The organism is Castellaniella caeni NBRC 101664 (genome assembly GCF_001592225.1).
Classification (GTDB): Bacteria; Pseudomonadota; Gammaproteobacteria; order Burkholderiales; family Burkholderiaceae_B; genus Castellaniella; species Castellaniella caeni.
In genome coordinates, this window is the sequence record NZ_BCWN01000010.1 from 29,217 (window position 1) to 42,661 (window position 13,445).

Sequence of the window (13,445 nt, forward strand, 5' to 3'; positions counted from 1 at the left end):
TATGCGCGCGCTGGGGCTGGGGCTGGTGCTGTGTGTGGCGGTCGCCGCGGCTCAGGCGCAGTCCTCATTGCAGACGCGGCAGTCGCAGGCGCGCGAAGATCGCACCGCCCTGAAGGCCCAGATCGAGGCGCTGCAAAAGCGCATCGAAGCCTCCGAGTCGTCGCGCCAGGATGCCAGCACGGCGCTGCAGGCGTCCGAGCAGGCCATCTCCGACATCAGCCGCCGCCTGGCCGATCTCGACGCCCGCCACCGGGCGCTGGCCGCCTCGCTGCAGACGCTGGGTGCGGCCCACGACGAGCAGGCGGCCGAACTCGAACGCCAGCGCCAGGCGCTCGCGCGGCAGCTGCGGGCGCAGTACGCCAGCGGCCTGTCGCCCTGGACGGCGCTGCTGTCGGGGCGTGACCCGCAGGACATCGGGCGCGAGCTGGCGTACCTGGCCTACGTCTCGCGGGCGCGCACCGCAACGGTCGAGGCGCTGCAGACCACGCTCGCGCGGTTGGCGCAGCTGCGCCAGCAGACCGACGCGGGCCGGGCCGAACTCGACGCCCTGTTGACGGAAACCCAGGCACAGAAGGGCGCCTTGCTCGAACAGCAGGCCCAGCGCCGTGTGGTTCTGGCGCAGGTGCAGTCGCGCCTGCACGACGAGCAGCAGCAAGCCAAGACCCTGCAGGCGCGCGACGCGCGCCTGGGCACGCTCATTCAGTCGCTCGACCAAGAAATCGCCGCCGCCGAGGCGCGCCGCCAGGCCGCGCTCAAGGCCGAGGCCGAACGCCGGGCCAAGGCGCGGGCCGAGCAGGCGCGCCGCGAGCAGCAGCGTCTCAAGGCCTTGCAGGCGCAGCGGGCCAAGGCCGCCCAAGAGGCGCAGCAGATCCGCGAGCAGGCCGAGCGCCATCTGCGGCAGGGCGCACCCGGCGCCGAGGCCCCGGCCACCGCGTCCGCCGGGGCGGCGCATCCGTCGGGTGGGCTGTCGGCGGACGAACTGGCCGCCACGCCCGGCACGGCGCACGACAGCGGCAGCCGGGTGGCGCGGGCCGCCGAGGTGGCGCAGGCGCCCTCCGCGGCGGACGAGCCCGCGGGGGTGCCCGACAAGGGTTTTGCCGGTCTGCGCAAGGGGCTGCCTTATCCCGTGGCGGGCGAGGTGCAAGGCCGTTTTGGTGCGCAACGTCCCGAGGGCGGCGTCTGGCGGGGCATCGTCCTGCGCGCGCCCGCCGGAACCGCGGTGCATGCCGTGGCACCGGGACGCGTCGTCTATGCTCACTGGCTGAGCGGTTTTGGCAACATTCTCATCATCGATCACGGCCAGCAGTATCTCAGCGTGTACGCTTACAACCAGGCGCTGCTCAAGCAGGTGGGCGATGTGGTGGCGCGTGGCGACGTGGTGGCGCGGGTGGGCGCCACGGGCGGGCAGGTCGAGCCCGGCCTGTACTTTGAGCTTCGCCACCAGGGTGCGCCCATCAATCCGCAGCTGTGGTTGCGCTAATTTCTGTACTATATGACGTTTGGCACGCCGCGCTTTGAGGCGGGCCTTTTTGGCTGATGGCTTAGGAACGTGCATGAGCACTCGTAAAAATCGATCATTTGGCTGGATCACCCTGGGGTTTGTCGGGGGCATTCTGGTCAGCCTGGGAATCGCGGCGGCTGCGCAGAAGGCCGAGCCTCTGCCGCTCAAGAGCCTGCAGCAGTTCGCCAACGTCTATGGCGCCATCAAGTCCAGCTATGTCGAACCCGTGGCCGACCAGGTGCTCATCGACGATGCCATCAAGGGCCTGTTCGCCGATCTCGACCCGCACTCCGTGTATCTCGATGAAGAAGCCTACAAGCAGATGCAGGACATCACGCGTGGCGGCTTTGGCGGCCTGGGCATCGAAATCGGCACGCAAGACGGCATGCCCAAGGTGATCGCCCCCATCGAAGACACGCCGGCGGCGCGAGCGGGCATCCTGACGGGCGATGTCATCACCCAGATCGACGGCGAGCCCACCAAGGGCATGTCGCTCAACGATGCCGTCAAGAAGATGCGCGGCGAGCCGGGCACGGCCATCAATCTCACCATCGAGCGGGCGGGCAGCGCCAAGCCGCTCAAATTCCACATCGTGCGCGAGATGATCAAGACGCGCAGCGTGCGCGGCAAGATGCTCGCCAACAACGTCGCCTACGTGCGCATCAGCCAGTTCCAGGATCGCACCACGGCCGATCTCGTCAAGATGCTCGGCAGCCTGGCTAAAAAGCAGGCGCCCAAGGGCTTGATCCTCGACCTGCGCAACGACCCGGGCGGGCTGCTCGATGGCGCCATCGGCGTCGTGTCGGCGTTCGTCGAACCCGGCAAGCTGGTGGTGTCCACCAAGGGGCGCATCCCCTCGTCCAACGAAGAATTCTACGCACGGCCCCTGGACGGCAGCCATGGTCTGGACGGCACGCGCCTGCCAACCTGGACACGCACCGTGCCCATGGTCGTGCTGGTCAACGTCGGCTCGGCGTCCGCCTCTGAAATCGTGGCCGGGGCCCTGCAAGACTACAAGCGCGCCCAGATCATCGGCAACCGCACCTTCGGCAAGGGCTCGGTGCAGTCGGTGCTGCAGCTCAGCAAAGATACCGGCATCAAGCTCACCACGGCGCGCTACTACACGCCCAGTGGCCGCTCCATCCAGAACACCGGCGTCGAACCCGACCACATCGTGGACGACAGCGCCGCGGGCAACCTGTTCCGCATGCAGCGCGAGGTCGATCTCCAGCACCACCTGGCCAATCAGGCGGCTGCCCAGGCGGCCTCCGAGGATGACGACGAGGGTGATTTCGTCCAGGGCGAAATCAAGATGTTTGAATTCGGCGGGGCCGACGACTGGCAGCTGCAGCAAGGCGTCAATGCCCTGCTGGGGCGCCCCGTGCTGAAATCCGATCCGGCCCTGGTGCGCCAGGCCAAGGCTGAAGCGGCCACCGGTGGCGACGGGCAGAAGGCGGCGCAGCCGTCGGCCAAACCTGCCGCGGCCACCAAGCCCGCATCGGCTGAAAAAAAAACACTGAATAATGGTGGGCAGGCCGTCGAGCGCTATCGCGTTACCCCCGAAGGCCTGATCAAGGTGCCATGAAACCCGGTCTCGCCCCGCTCGACGATGCGCAGCTGATGCGCTATGCCCGGCACATCCTGCTCGATGAGCTGGGCATCGAAGGCCAGGAACGCCTGCTGGCCGCCCGGGTGCTCATCCTCGGTGCCGGGGGGCTGGGTTCGCCCGTCGCCCTGTATCTGGCGGCGGCGGGGGTGGGCTCTTTGTTGTTGGTCGATGACGACCGGGTCGAACTCAGCAATCTGCAGCGCCAGGTGCTGCACCGCATGAGCACCCTGGGCGAGCCCAAGGCCGTTTCCGGCCAGCAGGCCTTGCAGGCGCTCAACCCCGACGTCCGCGTGCAGGCGCTGGTCGAGCGGCTGGACGAAACCCGCCTGCGCGAGCTGGCGGCGCAGGTCGATCTGGTGCTCGATTGCAGCGACAACTTCGCCACCCGCCACGCGCTCAACCGCGCCTGCGTGGCCACGCGCACGCCGCTGGTGTCCGGGGCGGCGATCAAGTTTTCGGGCCAGGTCAGCGTCTACGACCTGCGCCGTGACGATTCCCCCTGCTACCACTGCCTGTTCCCCGAGGCCGACGACGTCGAAGAACTTCGCTGTGCCACCACCGGCGTGCTGGGGCCGCTGGTGGGCATGGTGGGCAGTGTTCAGGCGGCCGAGGCCATCAAGGTACTCACTGGCATGGGCGAGCCCCTGGTCGGGCGCCTGCTGTCGGTGGATGCCCTGCGCATGCAGTGGCACACCATCCGCTTCAGGCGTGACCCCGAATGCCCGGTATGTGCCCGGCGTGCGCCTGCATCAGCAGGTCGCTCAGGCGGTTGACGCGCACATCCACGTAAAGGTCGCGGCCGTGCTGCTGGTGTGAAAACGGTGTGCCGGGGTGATACAGGTACGCCGTGCGCATGCCGACCTGGCGCGCCGACTTCAGGTTGCGCAAGGTGTCTTCCACCAGGATCACCCGCTGCGCGGGCACGTCCAGCCGGGCCAGCACCTGGCGCATCAGCGCGAGCGACGGCTTGGGCCGGGGCAGGCCCATGGGCATCATGTGGTCGATGGCCCAGAGGCCGTCAAATTCTTGCAGGATGTTCAGCGCCTGCAGCACGCGGCGCGCGTAGTGGGCCGGGGCGTTGGTGAGCACGATGCGCCTGCCGGGCAGCGCGCGCAGACGCGCCTTCAGACCTCTGTCCGCATGCACCAGCGGGCGTACGTCGAAGTCGTGGCAGGTGCGCAGAAATTGCTGCAGATTCACCTGGTGGTGCTTGACCAGCCCGATCGCCGTGGCGCCGTAGCGTTTCCAATAGCGTCGGCGCACCACGTCGGCTTCTTCGGGCGGCAGGTTCAGGGCCTGGGCGACGGCCGCGCCCATGCGCTGGTCGATCGTGCGAAAGATCGCCCGCGAGGCGTCGTGCAGGGTGTTGTCGAGGTCGAACAGCCAGACGGGGGCATCGGACGGGATGGGGCGCGCCCGCCGCAACGGGCTGGGCGCCTGCAGCGGCGACATCAGTGCGAGCTGATCATGGTGCCCACGCCGCGGTCGGTGAGGATTTCGAGCAGCAGACAGTGCGGCACGCGGCCGTCGATGATGTGCACCGAGTTGACCCCGAAGCGGGCGGCGTCGAGTGCCGAGGAAATCTTGGGCAGCATGCCCCCCGAGAGCGTGCCGTCCTGGAACAGGGCATCGATGGTCTGCGCCGACAGGCTGCGCAGAAGCTCGCCGTCTTTGTTGAGCACGCCGGGGGTGTTGGTGAGCATCACCAGTTTTTCGGCGCCCAGCACTTCGGCCATCTTGCCCGCGACCACGTCGGCGTTGATGTTGTAGGCCTGGCCATCTTCGCCATAGCCGATGGAGGAAATGATGGGGATGAACTGGTCGTCTTGCAGGGCCTTGACGACGGCGGGCTCGATGCGTTCGATGTCGCCCACGAAGCCGATGTCCAGTGTCTCACCGGGATGGTCGGGGTCGGGCATGAGTTTCTTGCACGCCTGGATGAGGCAGCCGTCCTTGCCCGTGAGGCCCACGGCCTTGCCGCCCGCCTCGTTGATCATCATGACGATGTCTTGCTGCACTTGGCCGCCCAGCACCCATTCGACGACTTCCATGGTTTCGGCGTCGGTGACGCGCATGCCCTGGATGAAGGTGCCTTCCTTGCCGATGCGCTTGAGCGCGCTGTTGATCTGCGGCCCGCCGCCGTGTACCACGACGGGGTTGAGCCCGACCAGCTTGAGCAGCACCACATCGTGCGCGAAGCTGCGCTGCAGGTGTTCGTCGGTCATGGCGTTGCCGCCGTACTTGATGACGACCGTCTTGCCATGGAAGCGGCGGATGTAGGGCAGGGCCTCGGAGAGCACCTCGGCCTGCACCGAGGCGGAAAATGCGGTTTGGGTATCCGTGGGGATGCTCATGAGGCCAGTGCCTTTTCTACCGTGGCCATGAAGGCCTTTTCGTCGTAATTGCCCAGATAGCGCTTGATGATGTTGCCTTTCTTGTCGATGAGAAAGGCCGTGGGCGTCAGGCGCACGTCGCCGAACGCCTGGGCGATCTTGCCCTGGGCGTCGATGACCACCGGGAAGGGCAGCTTGCGGGTGTCGGTGAAGTTCTTGACGTAGTTGGGCGGGTCGTACTGCATGGCCACGCCGTAGGTGTCGAAGCCCTGCGCCTTGAGTTCGTCGTAGTGACGGATGGTGTCGGGCATCTGCGCCACGCAGGTGGTGCAGCTGGTGGCCCAGAACTTGACGAGCACGACCTTGCCGCGCAGGTCTTGCAGGTGCACCGTGTTGCCTTGCAGATCGGTGAGCGCGACGTTGGGGGCCGCCTGGGCAGCCCCCTGGAATTGCCATAGAGTGGCAGCGCCGATCGCGATGACCGCTGCCAGGCCAAGAATGACTTTTTTCATTTCACAGGCATGGTTTGTGCGCCGCCGCTATCGACCGCCGGGGCTGGCGGGGTGCTGGCGCTGGAAGTGCTGGAATCCGTGACGGGTGCTGGCTTGCCGGGGTCGGTAATCAGGCTTTCACGTGACACGAGCGTAAACAATTTTACGACTTTGTTGACGCCCGTGATGCTGGACGCCACTTTGGCCGCGCGCTCGCCTTCGTCGGCGGTGACCTTGCCCATCAGATAGACCACCCCGCGTTCGGTGGTGACCTTGATGGTGCGGAAGGGCACGTTTTCGGTGGTGACCATCTGGCTCTTGACCTTGGAGGTGATCCAGGTGTCGTTGGTGCGCACGCTGAGCGGCGTGAGGTCGCCCACGCGGATGTGGTTGTCCACCGAGTGCACTTTCGGGATGGTGCGCGCGATGTTGACGGCGCGTTCGCGGTCGGCGTCGCTGGGGACGTCGCCCACCAGCAGCAGGCGCCCGGCGTACGAGGTGCCCACGACCCGGGCCGTGTCGCCGAAGGCCTTGTTCATTTCGCTGGAGACACGCAATTCGATGGTCTGATCATCGACCTGTTCGCCCGCGGTGCGCCGGTCGGTGGCGACGGTGGCCGTGGTGGCGGCGGTGCCGCCGACGATCAGCAGGCCGCAGGCCGACAGGGAAGACAGGCAGGCGGCGCCGATGAGGCAGCGGGCCAGAATGCGTGGGGACAGCGGGCGAATGGACAAGGGCATCAGAGGGGGTCTCCTAGAAGCAGGGCGTCGATGCCGTCGCACAGGGCGTGCAACAGCATGATGTGGACTTCTTGAATGCGCATGGTGCGGTCATGCGGCACGCAGAGGTGGATGTCGGTTTCGTATAGCAGCGTGTTGACCTGGCCCCCGCCTTTGCCAGTGAGCGCGATGACCTGCATTTCGCGGTCGTGGGCGGCTTCGATGGCGCGCACCACGTTGGGCGAATTGCCGCTGGTGGTGATGGCGACCAGCACGTCGCCCGGCTGGCCCAGGGCGTTGACCTGGCGCTCGAAGACGGCGTTGAAGCCGTAGTCGTTGCCCACCGCGGTCATGATGGAGGTGTCGGTGTTCAGGGCGATGCCCGCCAGCGGCAGGCGGTCGCGCTCGAAGCGCCCGACCAGTTCGGCCACGAAGTGCTGGGCGTCGGCCGCCGAGCCGCCGTTGCCGCAGGCCAGGATGCGGCCATTGTTGGTGAGCGCGCCAAACAGCAGGTCGACCCCGGCGGCCAGGGCCGGAGCCAGCTCGCGCGCGCTGGACTTGAAGGTATCGACGGCATCATCGAAGTGCGACGTCATGCGGGAGGTCATATCCATGGCGCCGATTATCGCATGACGAGGGCTGCGGGGCGATCGGGAACGTAACCGTTTTCATAGCCGGAAGGCGTCCTGAATCCAGCGCAGGCCGCCGTCGTCCAGGCTGATGACGTCGAAGCGGCAGGGCGCGCGCGTCGCCTGGAAGTGCTGGCGGCACAGGCGCGCCAGGAAGTGCTGGGCGGTGCGGATCAGTCGCCGCTGCTTGGCGCGGTTTACACTGGCGGCGGCGCCACCAAAACGCCCGTCGCAGCGCTGGCGTACCTCGATGAACACCAGGACGTCGCCGTGCCGGGCGATCAGGTCGATCTCGCCCGCTTTGCAGCGCAGGTTCTGCGCCAGGATGCGCAGGCCCCGTGCTTCGAGGTAATCGCGGGCCTGGTGCTCGGCCTGGTAGCCGCGTTGCTGGCTGGGCGAACCGGCGGCGGGCGGTGCGTCCGGTACTGGCGGCTGCCGTGTTGCGGCCTGCCGCGCCAGGCGCCTGCGGCGTCGGCGGTGGGCGCTGGCCTGGGCCTGGCTGGCGCGCGCGTAGGCATCGGTCGGCATGGTGGCGTGTTCGTCCAGAAACAAGGAATTCAGTATGACCGAAACAAACCCGGTCGGCGATGCCGAGGTGACGTGGAAACGTCATATCCAGCAGGTGGCCGAACAACAATGGCCGGCCGCCTGCCTGTACGTGGTGGCCACGCCCATCGGCAACCTGGCCGATCTCAGTCTGCGCGCCTGGGAGGCCCTGCGGCGCTGCGACGCCATTGCCGCCGAAGACACGCGCACCAGCCGCACCCTGCTCGATGCCTGGGGCATTGCCACGCCGCTGCTGGCGGCGCATCGGCACAATGAACAACAGGCGGCCGAAACCATCGTGGCCCGCCTGGCCCAGGGCGAGCGTATCGCCCTGGTGTCGGACGCCGGGGCGCCCGCCGTCAGCGATCCGGGCGCGCGCATCGTGCGCCAGGTGCGCGCGGCGGGTTTTCGGGTCGTGCCGCTGCCGGGGCCCAGCGCGGTGATCGCCGCGCTCATGGCCAGCGGCGCCACCTCGGACGAAGACCCCGGCTTCGCTTTTGCCGGTTTCCTGCCGTCCAAGACGCAGGCGCGGCGCAAGTGGCTGGCCCGTTGGCTGAACTGGCCCGTGCCGGTGGTGCTGTTCGAGACGCCGCATCGCCTGCGCGCGGCGCTGGCCGACCTGGCCGAACTGGCGAGCCCGGATCGGCAGCTGACCATCGCCCGCGAGCTCAGCAAGCGCTTTGAGGAAGTGGCCACGATCCGCCTGGCCGAGGTGGCCGACTGGCTGGCGCAGGACGCCCACCGCAGCCAGGGTGAGTTTGTGCTGGTGTTGCACGCCGACGCGCCGCGGGCGTCCGACGACGAGGGCGAGGGCCTGGCACCCGAACACGAGCGTCTCATGCGGGCGTTGCTGGCCGAACTGTCGGTGCGCGACGCCGTGCGCATCGGGATGGCGGCGACTGGCCTGCCGCGCGACCCGCTGTACGCCTGGGCCTTGCGTCAGAAGCCCTGATCCAGGGCCACCACGGGGTTCAGCCCGGCGGATGTCGCCAGCGTGGCGGCGGTCTGGCTGGCCTCGTCGCGCGAGGCGTAGGGCCCCATGCGCACCTTGTACAGCGAGGCCTGCTGGCTGACCGACGCCTGCCCCAGGCCTTGATCCATCTGCGCGTTTACCTTCTGGGCCAGCGCCTGGGCGTTTTCAGCCGAGGCGAAGGCGCCGAACTGCAGGTAGATGCCCCCCGGGGCCGAGCGGTGGATGGGCGTGGCGAGCGGGGGCGCCGGTGGCGGCAGGCTGGGCTGCACGGCGCGCGGCTGCACCGGCGCGCTGACGGGCGCCGGGCTGGCCGCCTCGGTGGTGTCCGTGCCCGAGGCCAGCAGCGGGCTGTCGTCCTGGTAGCGGCCCGCGCGGATGTCGGCGTTGGTGATCGCCTGCACCACCACGCGCCCGCTGCCCGGGCCGATCAGCCGCAGCTTGGCGGCTGCCACATAAGAGAGATCGATGATGCGCCCGGGATGAAAGGGGCCGCGGTCGTTGATGCGCACGATGATCGAGCGGTTGCTGCCCACCCGCGTGACCCGCGCATAACTGGGGATGGGCAGGGTGGGGTGGGCCGCCGTCATGGCGTACATGTCGTAGGTTTCGCCGTTGGCCGTTTTTTCGCCGTGAAATTTGCGGCCGTACCACGAGGCAACGCCTTCACGCCGGTAGGGCTGATTTTCGCCGATGGGCACGTAGCGCACGCCGAAGACTTCGTAGGGGCGGAAGTTGGCGGCGGCGTGCTGTTCGATTTTGGGGACGGCGTTGGGGATGGCGTCGATGTTGGCGGGGACGCGGTCGCCCGGGCCGTCGTCCTTGTAATAACCGCCCGAGCGCGAGGCGCAGCCAGCCAGGACGAGCAGGATCACGCCCAGCACCCCCAGCATCACGGCCCGGCTCAGTGTGGCGGCCTGGCCCCGGGCCGCCGCTCTCGGGAGGCGGGCGACCGCCGGGGCGGCGGGCAGGGGGCGGGCAAGGGCGGTCATGGCTTGTGCAGCAGGGGGTTGCGGTGGCGCACCAGCAGGGGCGAGTGGTCGGCAAAGCGCAGGGCGAGCTGCTCGGTGACGTAGACTGAGCGGTGCTGCCCGCCCGTGCAGCCGATGGCCACGGTGAGGTAGTTGCGCGTATCTTGCATGTAGAGCGGCAGCCACTTGCGGATGAAGCTGGCGATGTCCTCGATCATGGCCTCGACGCTGCCGAATTGCGCCAGCCAGGCCGCCACGGGGGCGTCGCGCCCGGTGAGCGGGCGCAGCTGCGGGTCGTAGTGCGGGTTGGGCAGGCAGCGCACGTCGAATACCAGGTCGGCGTCGTGCGGCACCCCGCGCTTGTAGGCAAATGATTCGAAGGTGAGGATGACCGAGGCGCGGTCGGTCTGGATCAGGTCGCGCACCCAGCTGCGCAATTGCCCCGGCGTGAGGTCGGAGGTGTCGATCACGTGCTCTTGGTGGCGCAGCGGGGCCAGCAGGTCGCGCTCGCGGGTGATGCATTCCTGCAGCGAGGCGTTGATGCCTTCGTGCTGCAGGCGGTCAGTGAGCGGGTGGCGTCGGCGCGATTCGGAATAACGCTGCATCAGCGTGTGGTCGTCGGCGTCCAGGAAAATGACGTGCAGGGCCATGCCCATGGCCCGCAGGCTGGTCAGGACGCCGGGCAGCTCGTCGAGATCACCAGGGGTGCGCACGTCGATGGCGACAGCCACGCGTTCGAGACCGGTTTCTTGCGTGCTGGCGATGAAATCGTGCAAGAAGCGCACCGGCAGGTTGTCAACGCAGGTGTAGCCCGTGTCTTCGAGCAGGCGCAGGGCAACCGATTTGCCGGAGCCCGAGATGCCGGTGATGAGGACGATGTTGAGCATCAGTGCTTCTCTCGGGTGCTTTCCATGATGGCCAACGCCTGGCGCTCGATGAAGTCGCCCATGGTGTCGATGCCGCGCAGGCTGAGGATGGTGTTGCGCACGGCGGCCTCGACGAGCACCGCCAGGTTGCGTCCCGCGGCCACCTGCAGCATCACCCGGCGGATGGGGATGCCGAGGATGTCCTGGTATTCGTCTTGTGTCGGCAGGCGTTCGAAGTTTTCCGGGGTCATGCGCACCAGGTGCACGATGAGCTTGATCTTCATCTTGCGGCGCACCGAGGTTTCGCCAAAGATGGTGCGGATGTCGAGCAGACCCAGGCCGCGCACTTCGAGCAGGTTCTGCAGCAGCGAGGGGCACTGGCCTTCGACGAAGTTGGGCGCCGTGCGGGACAGTTCGACGGCATCGTCGGCCACCAGGCCGTGCCCGCGGGAAATGAGTTCGAGTGCCAGTTCGCTCTTGCCCAGGCCGGATTCGCCAGTGATGAGCACCCCCAGCCCGAGCACGTCCATGAAGACGCCGTGTACGGTGGTCTTGGGCGCCATGCGCTTGCCCAGGTAGACGCGCAGCAGGTCGATCAGGTGGGCGGCGTCGGTGGGCGTGCCGATGAGCGGGATGTCGTGTGCCTGGCAGAACGCGCGCAGGTCGTCGGGCGCCAGCGTGCCACCGGCCAGGACGATGGCCGGCACGTTGCCCGCCACGAGTTCTTCGAGGTGGTGGGTGCGTCGTTTGCTGTCGAGGCGCTGGTAGTAGGCGACCTCTTCGGTGCCGAAGACCTGGATGCGGCTGGGGTGGATCAGGTTGAGGTGGCCCACCAGGTCGGCGGCGGCTTCGCGGGAATCAGGCACCGGGCGCTGGCTGGCGGCTTCCTGGCCGGCCAGCCAGGTGAAGGTGACCTTGTCGGCGTTATCGCGAATCAGCTCTTGTATCGTCAGCATGTTCGAGCGGCTCGGTGCGGGCGCTGTGGAGAATCAGTTGGTGGATGGCCGCCGGGTCGTTGGAGCGGGCGAGCGTCTGGCGCACCTCGGCGTCCGAGAACAGGCGCGCAATGCCGGCCAGCAGGTCGAGGTGGGCCTGGGTGGCGGTTTCGGGCATCAGCAGAAAGAACAGCAGGCGCGCCGTGCGGCCATCGCTGGCGTCGAAGCGCACCGGGTTGGCCAGGCGGATGAAGGCCGCGTGGGGTTCGCGCAGGTCTTTCATGCGCCCGTGCGGAATGGCGACGTCGTGGCCCAGGGCCGTGGAGCCCAGACGTTCGCGGGCCAGCAGGCTGTGGAAGACGGACATGCGCGCCACGCCCTGGTTGTTTTCAAACAGCAGGCCAGCGTGTTCGAAGGCGCGTTTCTTGCTGGTTGCGGCCAGGTCGAGGACGATGTTGTCAGGCGGCAGGATGCGGGAGCTGAGATTCATGGTGATCATTATAGGAGCCGGACACCATCATGGCCTCGCAACGGTTGTGACGAGGCCATGTGTGGGTGTGCGCCCCAAAGGCGCAGTGGGTCAGGGCGCCTTATTCGGCGTGGATTTCCTGACGCTTGGGCGGTTCATGGACGTAAGTCTGCGCCTTGGACTTGTATTTGATCACCTGGCGATCGACCTTGTCGACCAGCAGATCGATGGCGGCATACAGGTTGTCATCCGAGGCTTCGCAGTGCAGGTCTTTGCCGCGCAGGCGCATGGTGATTTCCGCCGTGTGCTTGAGCGGCGCGACGGAGAGCATGACCTGGGTGTCGATGACTTGATCGAAGTGCCGTAGGACGCGCGCCGTCTTGGTGTGGACGTATTCGCGGATGGCGGGGGTGATTTCCAGATGACGACCAGTGATTGTCAGGCTCATAGTGCAGACTCCTTGCGGAAAACGAGGTTGGTTCCGTGTGGAACCGGGAGATGTGGGGGAAGGGGCTCCTTGCTTGGAAGTGGACGATGAGGTCAGTGTACCGGTTGCAGTAGTCACTGCAAGCCCGTGAAAACGGGCTATCATGGTTGGCTTTGATGGGCCGCCTTACATACGGAAGTTCTTGCCCAGGTACACCTGGCGCACGGCTTCGTTGTCGATGATTTCGCTGGGGTGGCCGCTGGTGAGCACCTTGCCCTCGCTGATGATGTAGGCGCGGTCGCAGATGCCCAGGGTTTCGCGCACGTTGTGGTCGGTGATCAGCACGCCGATGTTGCGCCCTTTCAAGAATTGCACGATGCGCTGGATTTCGATCACCGCGATGGGGTCGACCCCGGCGAAGGGCTCGTCGAGCAAAATGAAGCGCGGGTGCGTGGCCAGGGCGCGCGCGATTTCCACGCGGCGGCGTTCGCCGCCCGACAGCGACAGCGCCATGTTGCGGCGGATGTGCTCGATCTGCAGTTCGTCAATGAGGGATTCCAGCCGCTCTTCGATGGCGTGCGCCGACAGGCCGTGGCCTTGCGCGTCGCGCTGCAGTTCGAGCACCGCGCGGATGTTCTGCTCGACCGTCAGGCGACGAAAGACGGAGGCGTCCTGCGGCAGGTAGGAAAGCCCCAGGCGCGCGCGCCGGTGCATGGGTACGCTGGTGACGTCGTGGTGGTCGATGGCGATGCGGCCCGTATCGGCGGGAATCAGGCCTACGATCATGTAGAAGCTGGTGGTCTTGCCCGCGCCGTTGGGGCCCAGCAGGCCGACGACTTCGCCGCTGTCCACCGACAGCGAGACGTCCTGGACGACCGCGCGGCGGCCGAAACTTTTGCCCAGGCCGATGGCTTGCAGGCAGCCCGCGGTGCGGGGCGCTTCCGCTTGAGATGCAGAGATGTCGGACATGGACGGTGGG

Annotated in this window: 16 protein-coding genes; 4 read left to right on the forward strand and 12 right to left on the reverse strand. The window is 67.3% G+C overall.

From position 1 onward, the window contains the following. Position 1: 1 nt before the first annotated feature. The 3 genes from CCA01S_RS08010 (at position 2) to CCA01S_RS08020 (ending at position 3,883) form a co-directional block, all read left to right on the forward strand. On the forward strand, positions 2-1,480 hold the full coding sequence (locus CCA01S_RS08010; RefSeq protein ID WP_066456652.1) for a murein hydrolase activator EnvC family protein: 1,479 nt from the start codon (positions 2-4) through the stop codon (positions 1,478-1,480). 73 nt (positions 1,481-1,553) lie between these two features. Then, positions 1,554-3,086, forward strand: coding sequence for a S41 family peptidase (locus CCA01S_RS08015; protein WP_066456654.1), 1,533 nt, complete (start codon positions 1,554-1,556; stop codon positions 3,084-3,086). Then, positions 3,083-3,883, forward strand: coding sequence for a HesA/MoeB/ThiF family protein (locus tag CCA01S_RS08020; protein WP_066456656.1), 801 nt, complete (start codon positions 3,083-3,085; stop codon positions 3,881-3,883). The genes CCA01S_RS08015 and CCA01S_RS08020 overlap by 4 nt, the downstream gene beginning before the upstream one ends. On the opposite strand, the gene CCA01S_RS08025 is transcribed toward CCA01S_RS08020, so the two are convergent. The 6 genes from CCA01S_RS08025 to CCA01S_RS08050 are packed head-to-tail and all read right to left on the reverse strand — an operon-like array spanning position 3,813 to position 7,810. After that, positions 3,813-4,562: a pyrimidine 5'-nucleotidase gene (locus tag CCA01S_RS08025; RefSeq protein ID WP_066456672.1), complete on the reverse strand. Its 750-nt coding sequence runs from the start codon at positions 4,560-4,562 to the stop codon at positions 3,813-3,815. The two genes, CCA01S_RS08020 and CCA01S_RS08025, sit on opposite strands and share 71 nt — an antisense overlap. Beyond that, a complete protein-coding gene (gene argB / locus CCA01S_RS08030; RefSeq protein WP_066456673.1) occupies positions 4,562-5,464 on the reverse strand; it encodes an acetylglutamate kinase in 903 nt (300 codons plus the stop codon). Before argB ends, CCA01S_RS08025 begins: the two co-directional genes overlap by 1 nt. After that, positions 5,461-5,955: a peroxiredoxin family protein gene (locus tag CCA01S_RS08035; protein WP_066456676.1), complete on the reverse strand. Its 495-nt coding sequence runs from the start codon at positions 5,953-5,955 to the stop codon at positions 5,461-5,463. The genes argB and CCA01S_RS08035 overlap by 4 nt, the downstream gene beginning before the upstream one ends. Next, positions 5,952-6,674: a BON domain-containing protein gene (locus tag CCA01S_RS08040; RefSeq protein WP_066456679.1), complete on the reverse strand. Its 723-nt coding sequence runs from the start codon at positions 6,672-6,674 to the stop codon at positions 5,952-5,954. The genes CCA01S_RS08035 and CCA01S_RS08040 overlap by 4 nt, the downstream gene beginning before the upstream one ends. After that, on the reverse strand, positions 6,674-7,267 hold the full coding sequence (locus CCA01S_RS08045) for a phosphoheptose isomerase (protein WP_066456682.1): 594 nt from the start codon (positions 7,265-7,267) through the stop codon (positions 6,674-6,676). Before CCA01S_RS08045 ends, CCA01S_RS08040 begins: the two co-directional genes overlap by 1 nt. A 54-nt stretch (positions 7,268-7,321) precedes the next feature. Beyond that, positions 7,322-7,810, reverse strand: coding sequence for a YraN family protein (locus CCA01S_RS08050; RefSeq protein ID WP_084386613.1), 489 nt, complete (start codon positions 7,808-7,810; stop codon positions 7,322-7,324). 34 nt (positions 7,811-7,844) lie between these two features. On the opposite strand from CCA01S_RS08050, the gene rsmI reads away from it, so the two are divergent. After that, complete coding sequence (gene rsmI / locus CCA01S_RS08055; protein ID WP_066456690.1) at positions 7,845-8,780, forward strand: 16S rRNA (cytidine(1402)-2'-O)-methyltransferase; 936 nt, start codon at positions 7,845-7,847, stop codon at positions 8,778-8,780. On the opposite strand, the gene CCA01S_RS08060 is transcribed toward rsmI, so the two are convergent. From CCA01S_RS08060 to lptB, 6 genes are all read right to left on the reverse strand, one after another. After that, positions 8,768-9,790 (reverse strand): septal ring lytic transglycosylase RlpA family protein, encoded by a 1,023-nt coding sequence (locus CCA01S_RS08060; RefSeq protein ID WP_084386605.1) that lies wholly within the window; start codon positions 9,788-9,790, stop codon positions 8,768-8,770. The two genes, rsmI and CCA01S_RS08060, sit on opposite strands and share 13 nt — an antisense overlap. Beyond that, the gene (rapZ, locus tag CCA01S_RS08065; RefSeq protein WP_066456694.1) at positions 9,787-10,656 is read right to left on the reverse strand and encodes an RNase adapter RapZ; all 870 of its coding nucleotides are present in this window, start codon (positions 10,654-10,656) and stop codon (positions 9,787-9,789) included. Before rapZ ends, CCA01S_RS08060 begins: the two co-directional genes overlap by 4 nt. Next, a complete protein-coding gene (hprK, locus tag CCA01S_RS08070; RefSeq protein ID WP_066456698.1) occupies positions 10,656-11,591 on the reverse strand; it encodes an HPr(Ser) kinase/phosphatase in 936 nt (311 codons plus the stop codon). The genes rapZ and hprK overlap by 1 nt, the downstream gene beginning before the upstream one ends. Continuing rightward, positions 11,560-12,060: a PTS sugar transporter subunit IIA gene (locus CCA01S_RS08075; RefSeq protein WP_066456830.1), complete on the reverse strand. Its 501-nt coding sequence runs from the start codon at positions 12,058-12,060 to the stop codon at positions 11,560-11,562. Before CCA01S_RS08075 ends, hprK begins: the two co-directional genes overlap by 32 nt. A 100-nt stretch (positions 12,061-12,160) precedes the next feature. Further along, on the reverse strand, positions 12,161-12,487 hold the full coding sequence (gene hpf, locus CCA01S_RS08080) for a ribosome hibernation-promoting factor, HPF/YfiA family (RefSeq protein WP_066456700.1): 327 nt from the start codon (positions 12,485-12,487) through the stop codon (positions 12,161-12,163). A gap of 165 nt (positions 12,488-12,652) precedes the next feature. Beyond that, the gene (lptB, locus tag CCA01S_RS08085; protein WP_066456703.1) at positions 12,653-13,435 is read right to left on the reverse strand and encodes an LPS export ABC transporter ATP-binding protein; all 783 of its coding nucleotides are present in this window, start codon (positions 13,433-13,435) and stop codon (positions 12,653-12,655) included. Between the last annotated feature and the right edge of the window lie 10 nt (positions 13,436-13,445).

Coding starts and splice junctions, on each gene's coding strand:
- CCA01S_RS08060 (WP_084386605.1), bottom strand. CDS start 9,790: ATGACCGCCCTTGCCCGCCCCCTGCCCGCCGCCCCGGCGGTCGCCCGC.
- CCA01S_RS08025 (WP_066456672.1), bottom strand. CDS start 4,562: ATGTCGCCGCTGCAGGCGCCCAGCCCGTTGCGGCGGGCGCGCCCCATC.
- rapZ (WP_066456694.1), bottom strand. CDS start 10,656: ATGCTCAACATCGTCCTCATCACCGGCATCTCGGGCTCCGGCAAATCG.
- CCA01S_RS08010 (WP_066456652.1), top strand. CDS start 2: ATGCGCGCGCTGGGGCTGGGGCTGGTGCTGTGTGTGGCGGTCGCCGCG.
- hpf (WP_066456700.1), bottom strand. CDS start 12,487: ATGAGCCTGACAATCACTGGTCGTCATCTGGAAATCACCCCCGCCATC.
- CCA01S_RS08035 (WP_066456676.1), bottom strand. CDS start 5,955: ATGAAAAAAGTCATTCTTGGCCTGGCAGCGGTCATCGCGATCGGCGCT.
- hprK (WP_066456698.1), bottom strand. CDS start 11,591: ATGCTGACGATACAAGAGCTGATTCGCGATAACGCCGACAAGGTCACC.
- CCA01S_RS08045 (WP_066456682.1), bottom strand. CDS start 7,267: ATGGATATGACCTCCCGCATGACGTCGCACTTCGATGATGCCGTCGAT.
- CCA01S_RS08050 (WP_084386613.1), bottom strand. CDS start 7,810: ATGCCGACCGATGCCTACGCGCGCGCCAGCCAGGCCCAGGCCAGCGCC.
- CCA01S_RS08075 (WP_066456830.1), bottom strand. CDS start 12,060: ATGAATCTCAGCTCCCGCATCCTGCCGCCTGACAACATCGTCCTCGAC.
- CCA01S_RS08020 (WP_066456656.1), top strand. CDS start 3,083: ATGAAACCCGGTCTCGCCCCGCTCGACGATGCGCAGCTGATGCGCTAT.
- rsmI (WP_066456690.1), top strand. CDS start 7,845: ATGACCGAAACAAACCCGGTCGGCGATGCCGAGGTGACGTGGAAACGT.
- argB (WP_066456673.1), bottom strand. CDS start 5,464: ATGAGCATCCCCACGGATACCCAAACCGCATTTTCCGCCTCGGTGCAG.
- CCA01S_RS08040 (WP_066456679.1), bottom strand. CDS start 6,674: ATGCCCTTGTCCATTCGCCCGCTGTCCCCACGCATTCTGGCCCGCTGC.
- CCA01S_RS08015 (WP_066456654.1), top strand. CDS start 1,554: ATGAGCACTCGTAAAAATCGATCATTTGGCTGGATCACCCTGGGGTTT.
- lptB (WP_066456703.1), bottom strand. CDS start 13,435: ATGTCCGACATCTCTGCATCTCAAGCGGAAGCGCCCCGCACCGCGGGC.